At 68.3% G+C, this 6629-nt stretch carries 11 protein-coding genes; 1 reads left to right on the top strand and 10 read right to left on the bottom strand.

What is annotated here, in order from left to right; genetic code table 11:
• Window positions 1-123 precede the first annotated feature (123 nt).
• Window positions 124-420: a gamma carbonic anhydrase family protein gene (locus Q0916_RS06055; protein WP_299235736.1), complete on the top strand. Its 297-nt coding sequence runs from the start codon at window positions 124-126 to the stop codon at window positions 418-420.
• Window positions 421-428: 8 nt separating this feature from the next.
• Here Q0916_RS06055 and Q0916_RS06060 read toward each other — a convergent pair whose 3' ends face one another.
• The 10 genes from Q0916_RS06060 to Q0916_RS06105 form a co-directional block, all read right to left on the bottom strand.
• A complete protein-coding gene (locus Q0916_RS06060; RefSeq protein WP_299235711.1) occupies window positions 429-1151 on the bottom strand; it encodes a nucleotidyltransferase family protein in 723 nt (240 codons plus the stop codon).
• Window positions 1152-1205: 54 nt separating this feature from the next.
• The gene (locus tag Q0916_RS06065) at window positions 1206-1367 is read right to left on the bottom strand and encodes a hypothetical protein (protein WP_299235714.1); all 162 of its coding nucleotides are present in this window, start codon (window positions 1365-1367) and stop codon (window positions 1206-1208) included.
• 144 nt (window positions 1368-1511) lie between these two features.
• Window positions 1512-2015 carry a chemotaxis protein CheD gene (locus tag Q0916_RS06070; RefSeq protein ID WP_299235717.1) on the bottom strand — a complete coding sequence of 168 codons (504 nt, stop codon included), beginning with the start codon at window positions 2013-2015 and terminating at the stop codon, window positions 1512-1514.
• A gap of 3 nt (window positions 2016-2018) precedes the next feature.
• Window positions 2019-3215 carry a chemotaxis protein CheC gene (locus tag Q0916_RS06075; RefSeq protein WP_299235720.1) on the bottom strand — a complete coding sequence of 399 codons (1197 nt, stop codon included), beginning with the start codon at window positions 3213-3215 and terminating at the stop codon, window positions 2019-2021.
• 1 nt (window position 3216) lies between these two features.
• A complete protein-coding gene (gene cheY / locus Q0916_RS06080) occupies window positions 3217-3573 on the bottom strand; it encodes a chemotaxis protein CheY (protein ID WP_299235722.1) in 357 nt (118 codons plus the stop codon).
• A 138-nt stretch (window positions 3574-3711) separates the two neighbouring features.
• Window positions 3712-4386: a DUF7500 family protein gene (locus Q0916_RS06085; protein ID WP_299235724.1), complete on the bottom strand. Its 675-nt coding sequence runs from the start codon at window positions 4384-4386 to the stop codon at window positions 3712-3714.
• A gap of 9 nt (window positions 4387-4395) precedes the next feature.
• Entirely contained in the window at window positions 4396-4851 is a 456-nt protein-coding gene (locus Q0916_RS06090) for a flagellin (protein ID WP_299235727.1), read from the bottom strand.
• Window positions 4852-4956: 105 nt separating this feature from the next.
• Complete coding sequence (locus tag Q0916_RS06095) at window positions 4957-5445, bottom strand: flagellin (protein WP_299235729.1); 489 nt, start codon at window positions 5443-5445, stop codon at window positions 4957-4959.
• A gap of 1 nt (window position 5446) precedes the next feature.
• The gene (locus Q0916_RS06100) at window positions 5447-5893 is read right to left on the bottom strand and encodes a flagellin (protein WP_299235731.1); all 447 of its coding nucleotides are present in this window, start codon (window positions 5891-5893) and stop codon (window positions 5447-5449) included.
• Between the two features lie 348 nt (window positions 5894-6241).
• On the bottom strand, window positions 6242-6629 hold a 388-nt coding region (locus Q0916_RS06105), incomplete at its 5' end, for a hypothetical protein (protein ID WP_299235733.1).

Raw genomic sequence — 6629 nt, forward strand, 5'->3', positions numbered from 1 at the left:
GTGACGGTCGGCCCCGAGGCGAGCGTCTGGCCGAACGCGACGCTCCGCGGCGACCACGGGGCGATCGAACTCGCCGAGGGGGCCAACGTCTAGGACAACGCGGTCGTCCACGAACGCGTCGAGATCGGCCCGTACGCGACCGTCGGCCACGCCGCCGTCGTCCACGCGTCGACGGTCGGCCCCCGGGCGCTCGTCGGCATGGGCGCGACGGTCCTCGACGGTTCGACCGTCGGCGAGCGGGTCATGATCGGCGCCAACAGCCTCCTGACAGAGGGCACCGACGTCGAACCGGAGACGCTGTACGCCGGCAGCCCCGCCGAGCGGATCAAAGAACTCGAGGACTCGCCGTGGGCCGACGCCGGGGAGCGGTACGTTTCGCTCTCGCGGGCGCACGCCGGGCGCTCCGAGCGGGTGGAGTGACCCCCGCGTCAGGGCCCCGAGAGCCGACGCTCGGCGCGGGCCACGTCGGCCTCCGTGTTGACGTTCACCCGCCATCCGTTCAGACGGACCGTCTCGACCCGCCCGCCCGCCGACGCGAGCCGTTCCACCGCGTCGGGGAGTTCGTACTCGCCGCGATCCGATCTGTCGATCGCGTCGATCGACTCGAAGATCCGCTGAGAGAACGCGAAACAGCCCGTCACGGCGAGCCGCGAGGGCGGGTCCGCCGGCTTTTCGGTCACGCGCAGCGGGCCGTCCCCGGCGGCGGTGACGTCCCCGCCGCTGATCACGCCGCCGCGTGTGGCGCGCTCGCGGGAGACGCGCTCGACGAGAAGCGTCGCGTCCGCCCCGTGCCGTCGATGGACGTCGGCGACGTCCGCGACGTTTCCCCGCAGGACGTTGTCCCCGTTGAGCTGGAAGAAATCGCCCTCGACGACCGGCTCCGCACGAGCGAGGGCGTCGGCGAGTCCGGCCCGACTCGGCTGCTCGACGTATCTGATCGGCGTCCCGTCGTATGCGTCCCCGAAGCGCTCGCGGATCGCCCCGCCGAGGTAGCCGATCACGACGACGTACTGGTCCGCGACCGGCGCGGCCGCATCGAAGACGTAGGAGAGAAGCGGTTCCCCGTCGATGCGGACAAGGGCCTTCGGCCGGTCGTCCGTGGCCGGCTGGAGCCGGGAGCCACGACCGGCGGCCGGGATGACTACCTGCACGGGCGACGGTTCGGTCCGGGCGCGTTCACGCGGCTTGCGGCCGTTTCCTCCGGGCTACCGGTCGGCGACCAGAAACGTCCGGCCGCCCCGTCGCTCGAAGTACACCTCTCCCGTTCCCCGCGCGTACCGTCGGACCTCCGAGGCCGGTAGGTCACCGACCTCGAGGACGCGGGCCCGCGTCGGCGCGTCGCTCCGTCCTGACGAGTGTGTCGACATACACGTCGGTTGGTGAACCGGAAACAAAAGGGCCGGCCGTCCCCGGAGTGAAAGTGAAAGTGAAAACAGAGACGAAACCGACAACGGAAACGAAAACGCCGGACGCCAAAGCTAAAGGAAACCGACTCGGGGTGCTCTCGACGCCTACAGCCGGGTCTCGACGCCGTCGGTCCGCTTGACCGTGACCGATCCCGTCTTGGCGTCGACGCGGACCGTCCGGCCGCACTCGCCGCCGACCTCCTCGGCGACGACGTCGACGTCGTGGGCCTCGAGAGCCTCCCGTGCGGCCACCACGTTCCTGTCGCCGATCGACTCGCCGTCGCTCCCGAAATCAACGACCGCCGCGCCGCCCGTTATTTTGGCCTCGAGGGCGCCGCGGTCGCCCCCGGCTTCGAGGAGCTCCTCGACGACGAGTTCGACCCCCGAATCGACGAAGCGCTCCGGCGGACGCGACCCCTCGCCGTCGCGGTGCGGAAGCATCGGATGAACGAGCGCGGCGACCGGCGCGTCCGGATCGTACACCGCGACGCCGAGACACGACCCGAGCCCGCTCGTCGTCAACAGCCCCTCGGAGGCGACGCCGTAGTCGGCGACGGAGATCTTCAGTTGGTCGGTGACGCCGGCCCGTCCCTCGACGAGCCTCGCCACGGATCAGAACACCTCGTCCGGCTCGACGCGGGTCCTGTCGGCCCGTTCGACGAGCAGGTTCCCCAGGACCTCCCGGAGTTCCGCCTCGTCGGGAAGCGCGAACATCTCGCATCTGAACGCGCCCTCGCCGTCGGTGTGGATCATCGAATCGAGCAAAAAGGCGTGCTCTTGGGTCCGTGCCATCCGCCCGACGATGGGGCTCATTATCGACGACCCCATATCGGAGACGAACGTCGGCGGCGTGTGATCGATCGAACTCTCGAGCACGTTCGCCCACCCGTCGATGAACCCGCTCGTCATGATGTTGCCGAGTTCCTCGATCGCGCTCTGTTCCATCTCCGACCACTCGCCGTCCGTTTCCATCGGCACCAACGCCTCAACGATGGCCTCCGCCGAGGGCTGATCGAACAGGATGACGAGATAGCCGCTCGGCTCGCCGGTGTACTGCATGACCGTCCCGATGTACCGCTTGTCGCCGACCGTCGCCGGCACCTCGTCGATCGGGACGAAGTTCATCCGGTTCACCTCGAGTTCCGCCCCCAGCCCGGTCATCGTCGTGATGTTCTCCGCGGCGCGGCGGGCGCCCTCCTCGGTCATCTCGTTGAACACCTCGAGTTTCTCGAGGGAGACGCTCCCCTCGTCGGCGGGGCCGAGCGCCTCGATGAGGCCGTTGCGCTCGGGAACGAACAGGATGTGGAACTCGATCGACTCGGCGGCCGACTCGACGCGGCTCCGGAAGATGAACACCTGCTCGTCGGTCTCCTCGGCCGCCGCCGTCAGGACGTCCGTCCCGGAGCCCTCGAAGAACGCGGGCGGGGAGATGTCGATGATCGCCTCGAGGTGCTCGGCCCACCCGTCGATGAACCCGCTCGTCATGATGTTGCCGACCTCCTCGACCGAACTCCGGCGCATCCCGTCGCCGCCGCCGGGGGCGAGCGTGTCGGCGATGACCCGCCGGGCCTCCGCGTCGAAGGTCACCATCGTCTCGCCGGTGAGCGCGCCGCCGAGTTCGATCCGGACGCCGCAGAACTCGCCGCCGACGTACTCGTACTCGAGGTCCGACAGCGCCATCAACGAGACGTTCGTCACCTCGACGTGGGCGTCGATCCCGGTCAGCTGCGAGAGGGAGTCGGCGGCGGATCTGGCCCCGTCCCGCGCCAGCGTGTTGTAGGTCTCGAGCGCGTCGATGTCGATCTGCATCCTACCCGGCCACCACGTTCTCGATCTCGTCGAGGACGCTCGGCTTCTGGAACGGCTTCGTGATGTACCCCTCGGCGCCGGCCTGGATGGCGTTTTTCATCTTCTGCTCTTGCCCGACGCTCGTGCACATGATGACCTTCGCCCCGGGGTCGGTGTCGGTGATCTCGTCGGTCGCCTCGATCCCGTCCCGGATCGGCATCACGATATCCATCATGACGAGATCCGGGTCGTGATCGTCGTACAGCTCTATCGCTTCGACGCCGTTTTCGGCCTCGCCGACGATGGCGTACTCGCCCTCAAGGATCTCCCGGAGGAGGCTGCGCATGAACTCTGAGTCGTCCGCGATCAGGACATCCATCTCAGCGCGTCCTTCCGGCAGAACGCATGTGAACCTAGCTCCGCACTCAGCGTTCGAAACAGATCACAAGCCGGCCGATCCGGCGCCTCTCGGGGCCCGCGGCGGCCCGAACGCGAACGAACGTCGACCGCGGGGGCGTCAGCCGCTCTCCTCGCGGATCGCGGCGACCAACTCGGCGATCGAGTCCGACCGATCGAGGTCGTGCGTCTTCAGGAGCTTCGCGAGGTTCGGCGTCTCCGACTCGACGAAACTCGCCTCCCGGAGCAGGATCTCGATGACCTCGTCGGCCGGCGTCCCGTCGGTGACGTGTCTGGCGTACCACTGGACGAGGTTCTCGAACGTCGCGATCACGTCGTCCGAGGCGCTCCGGTGTCGGACCGTATCGCCGTCGAAGCGGGCGACGATGTCGATACCGTACCGCGCGTTCGATCGCTCCAACTCGTCGGCCAGAAGCGTCCGGGCCGCCTCCGGGCTCCGCATCCCGCCCGATGGCCGCTCGGGTTCGGGCCGGTCCGGGCTCGGACGCCCGCCGGCCCTCTCGGCTCGCTCGCGCCGCCGGCCGGTCCCCTCCGACTCTGATCCCGAGGCCGAGTCCGACTCCGACCGCGGCACGTTCGGCGGCCCGCCGCCGGGCGAAACGACGTATCGCCCGCTCTCGTCGAGTTCCTCGACGTACTCGCTGTCGGCGATGTCCAACTCCTCCGGCGAGAGCGCGGGGCCGCCCTCCTCGGCAGACTCGGGTTCGGTCGGGAGGTCGGGATCGACGTAGTCGTCGTCGTCTTCCTCCGGCTCTGTCGGTATGTCTGGGCTCATGGTTCGTGGTTAGACGCTGAATCTGATCGTGTCCTCGTTGCCGTTGATTGCGACCGTCGCCCGGGTATCGCCGGTGATCTCGACCCCCTCGACGGTGATCTCGACGACCGACCCTGGGGGCCACTGGACGGTGTCCTCGCCGACTCGCGTTACGTTCGCGGGCGTATTAAACTGTCCCTCGATCAACACGTCGACCGTGTCGCGGTCGGTCCGCAACTCCGTCTCACCCGTGTTCTTGACGTACAGCGTGAGCACATTCTCCGTCCCGTCGTAGATCGACTCCGGCGTTCCGGTGTCGCTGACGATCCGCACGTCCGTTCCGATCTGCTCCTCGACGTCCTCGCTTTGGTCGGCGATCGACGTGCTGACCCGATCCACCTGCGTGACGAGCGTCCCGGCGACCCCCGCCGCGACGACGATACTGGCGATGAATATCACCAGATGGGAGGCGGACACGCCGCTCACAGCCGATCGCCCTCCGGAGACCGGCCGGAACCCGCCGCGGGGCCGCGCCGCTGTCCGCGGGGTCGGTTCCGTCCGGTCGGTTTCGTTGTATGTACACTCATTGGCTCACACGTCCGCGTTGAACTCCAGTGATCGCTCCGTTCCCTGGGGGGAGACGGTCAGTCGGTTTCCGCTGCCGCTCAGGGGGTCCTCCAAGAAGATCACGACCTCGATCACCTCGTCTTCCTCCCAGGCGGCGATGTCGTCGTTGCCGTTCATCGACGTGACGTTCAGGTCCCCGCTGGGCACGAACAGGCCGTTGACGAGCACGTCGAGTTCGCTCTCGCTCTTCGAGAGCGTCGTCGATCCGGTGTTCCGGACGTAGACCGTGATGTTCGCGGTCGACCCGTCGCCGCTCTCGGTGTAGAACCCCGACCCGCCGCCGTCGTTGAGCAACTCGATCTCGGAGTCGATCGACTCGGTTATCGCGTCGCCCTGCGTCTCCGCCGAGTTCGAGATGTCGCCGACCGTCGTCACGAGCGTCCCGGCGACCCCCGCCGCGACGAGGACGGTCGCGATGAAGATGACGAGCGTCGAGGCCGAAACGCCGCTCATGTCAGCCCCCGAACCCCGTCGTGGTCTCGGCGATGCCGTTCTCGGCGACCATCTTCGCCCGCCCGGGCTCCTGTTCGACCCCCTCTATCGTGATCCGAAGCGTCTCGCCGGGCAGCCACAACCCGGCACCGCCGTCGCCGTCGACAGCCGTGCTCACGTCTCCGTCCGCCGGGATCTCGCCGTCGACGAGCACCGTGGTGTCGTTGACCGACAGCGTCGTGCTGCCCGTGTTGTTCAGCCGGATCTCAAGGGTGTCGGCCGTCCCGTTATAGGTTGACGTCCAGACCTCGAACTCGGTGTTGGCCGCATCGACGCCCCGGTCGATCTGCTCGCCCTGCGCGCCGGCCAGCCCGCCGAAACTGCCGACAAGCGAGGGGACCGCGATCCCGGCGGCGATCATCACTCCGACAAACACGATCGCGGCCGAGCCGCTGACGCTAAACCCCACGGTCGGTCACCTCGAAAAAAGAGACCCGCCGGACGCGACGCGCGGACGGGCGTCTGCCCGTGCGCGTGTCAATCCGTGCTGTGATGCGTCGGTTCATTCCGTTGGAGATCCGGCCGTCGGCGCTGGCTGTGCGACTCCCGGCGGCCGGCCTGCAGAAACCGGCCGCCGGACTCGTTGCGTACTTCTCCGCTCGTCCACTAAAGCCGGCAGTCGGTTTCAGTGCCCGAAACCACGGCCGATACCGTCCGGTACGACGGTCGATCCCGCCCGGTGTGACGGTCGATACAGGCACGATCGCACGGACAGCGACACCCGCCCCTATCCTTGTGACGCCCGCTCCCGACCGACTCAGCGCTCCGAGTCGGGACGCATCTCCATCGTTTCGCTGAGCCGCGAGCCGTACTCCTCGGGACCGATCTCGCCGTCGGCGTACTCGCGGGCCCACTCGGCCTCGGCGTGCCACGCCCAGTCGGTCCCCCCGTCGCGGAGCCGTCCCGCCAGGCGATCGACCGCCCACCCGTCGACGATCCGCTCGACGAACGCCATCGCGACCTCCGCGATCGCGTCGTTGGGATCGTCGTCGTACCCGTGTTCGACCGCGACGACCGCCTCCTCGAGCTCGACCGCTCCGTACTCGACGCCGCGCTCGTCGATCTCGGCGCGCAACTCCGCGAGGTGCTCGTCGTCGGTCATCGATGATTCGGCGCCCGTTTCGCCGCCGAGACAGCCGGCCGCG

It is taken from the genome of Natronomonas sp. (genome assembly GCF_028274965.1).
Lineage (GTDB): Archaea > Halobacteriota > Halobacteria > Halobacteriales > Haloarculaceae > Natronomonas.